The sequence below is a fragment of the Moorena sp. SIO4E2 genome (genome assembly GCF_010671945.1).
In the GTDB taxonomy this organism is placed as follows: Bacteria; Cyanobacteriota; Cyanobacteriia; order Cyanobacteriales; family Coleofasciculaceae; genus Moorena; species Moorena producens.
Genome location: NZ_JAAHIE010000957.1, coordinates 1 through 2110, shown reverse-complemented (window position 1 = coordinate 2110; position 2110 = coordinate 1). Strand labels below are relative to the sequence as shown.

Annotated in this window: 2 protein-coding genes; both read right to left on the bottom strand. The window is 41.9% G+C overall.

Translation table 11 applies throughout. The features are described from left to right. Positions 1–499: Clp protease N-terminal domain-containing protein (locus F6K37_RS39410; protein ID WP_287256693.1), on the bottom strand; the 499-nt coding region annotated here is incomplete at its 3' end. 468 nt (positions 500–967) lie between these two features. Next, the gene (locus F6K37_RS39405) at positions 968–1714 is read right to left on the bottom strand and encodes an MBL fold metallo-hydrolase (RefSeq protein WP_008182061.1); all 747 of its coding nucleotides are present in this window, start codon (positions 1712–1714) and stop codon (positions 968–970) included. Between the last annotated feature and the right edge of the window lie 396 nt (positions 1715–2110).

Below are 2110 nucleotides of genomic sequence, written 5' to 3'. Positions count from 1 at the left end.
CATATTTTTCCAGTGCTTGGTATTTGCCCTCTGGATTTTGGTCGGTCACTTTCTGATTCCCTCGAATGTCAGCAATGGTAAGTTTAAGCCTATTTTCATCTAGTTTAAACTCCTGGAATAATGACTTACCAAAGCGGTCATCTTTCAGATAACCGAGGATCAGATGCTCAATGGAGATATAATCGTCCTGGTATTCTTTACGATAGGACTCTGCTCGGTCTAGCAAGCTATTCATGCTGCGTCCTAGGTAAACGGAGTCGCTATTACCAGAAACCTTAGGTTGCTTTTTGATAAAGGATTCCGTTGCTTCCCTTACCCGTTGCACAGACACTTCCGCTTTGTTCAGAATACTGGTAGCGAGTCCATCTTGATCCAGCATCGCCTTCATCAAGTGTTCGGTTTCGATTTGTTGTTGCCGTGCGGCTTTAGCAACATCTTGGGTTTGTGCGATCGCTTCCCAGGCTTTTTCGGTAAACTGGTTAGGGTTACTTGGTTGCATCTCTAATCACTCTTTCCTCTAACTGTTCACAATTCTAAAAAAGCCAGTGCGATCCCATAGATCGGTCTTCACGTCTTCTTTTTGGGATATTGCCGTCCTCAAAGCCAGCTAAGCTGGTTTTCATTTAAATTCTATTGTTTTGACAGCAGGGGAGCAGGGGAGAGGGTTTGACGGTGTTTTTTCCAAGGGATGTAGCGCGGTCTTGGGGAGGCAGTGCCTTCATCCGGGGGTCTCCCCCACTCGCGGTCTGCCGTGGTTTCACCCACTCGCGCTCTGCAAGAGACTGAATAATAACCAATTTAAATGGGCAACAGCTTAATAACCCAAGTTGCTAGTTACAAAATGCTGTTTCCAATGTGTAATAACAGATAAAAATCGATAATTGCTGCTATTAATCCTAGATGGTTAATGGTTTGAATTTCGGCGTTGGTTAATCATTCCATTATTAAGCAACACCGCTTCTTGAATTTATCTAGCTGTATCAAGTAGGTGATTGAAATCCTCACGCCAGCTATCGAAGTCAGTAAAAAAGTTGAAGCCACATACAACCTCAAGGGATCTCTCGGAAACAATATCTAGTATCCGTGATGCACGTTTACGGGTTTTGTCTTTTGGTCCAAAGGGGTTGAATTGCATACTAGACCCTGGAGGGAAGGCATAGTCACCAATAAACAAGACCAAGTCATAGATATATATCATGAAGCCCGGTGTATGTCCACCAATATAGAAAGCTTCAATGCCATGCTCGGTGAAGTCACCATAAATTTTGTTGTCAATCGGAAATTGCTCGGCAAGTGGATGCTCAGCATCGTTAACGTGCAGATAAACTTTAGCTTCCCATAAATCACGATACTGGTTGGATGCACCCATGAAATCTTTATGGGTAAAGTAGATAGCTTCTACTGGCTCCAAGTCTCGATTGAATGCTGATGGACAATCAATCCATACCGCACCACTATCCGTTTCAATGCGATAAGCAGCATGCTCCATACCAAGACGAGGCACAGAAATCAATTGTGTAACGTAGTTATTTATCTGGTGTGGGGTCACTCGATAGGTTTGCTCTGCCTCATCCCAAGTAACGAATTTGTCATGGCGTGCTCTACAGAACGGACAGACATCAGGCATTTCACCAATCATGTTATAGCCACAAACGGTACAAACCCACTGCTGATGGTTCACAGTTGAAGCCAACATTTCACCTTCATTAGCCATATTCAGAACCTCAATGTACTGATGTTGACATTAATTTGTTTTTATTTTCCTAGTATTTACAAGATTTATGCGCTTAGTTAATGAGTTTTTTTTAACAACACATTATTCTAAAATCTGTATATTATTCTAGGATTTGCAGAAATAAAACTGGGTTTAATAGTTATAAATTACCAGTTTTTTTAGAGTTTTTGATTAACCTGAATAGCAGAAGTATTGTCCACACTTCCAACCTCGACTTTTTCAGCAACCAAGGGATTATCTCAATTTTGTTCAATCCAACAAAGCCTCAGCATGATGGCTGATATGGTCTTTTATAAAGGTGGCGATAAAATAGTAACCATGGTTATAGCCGACCTGGAGACGGAAAGTCAGGGGCTGATCTGCTTTTTCACAAGC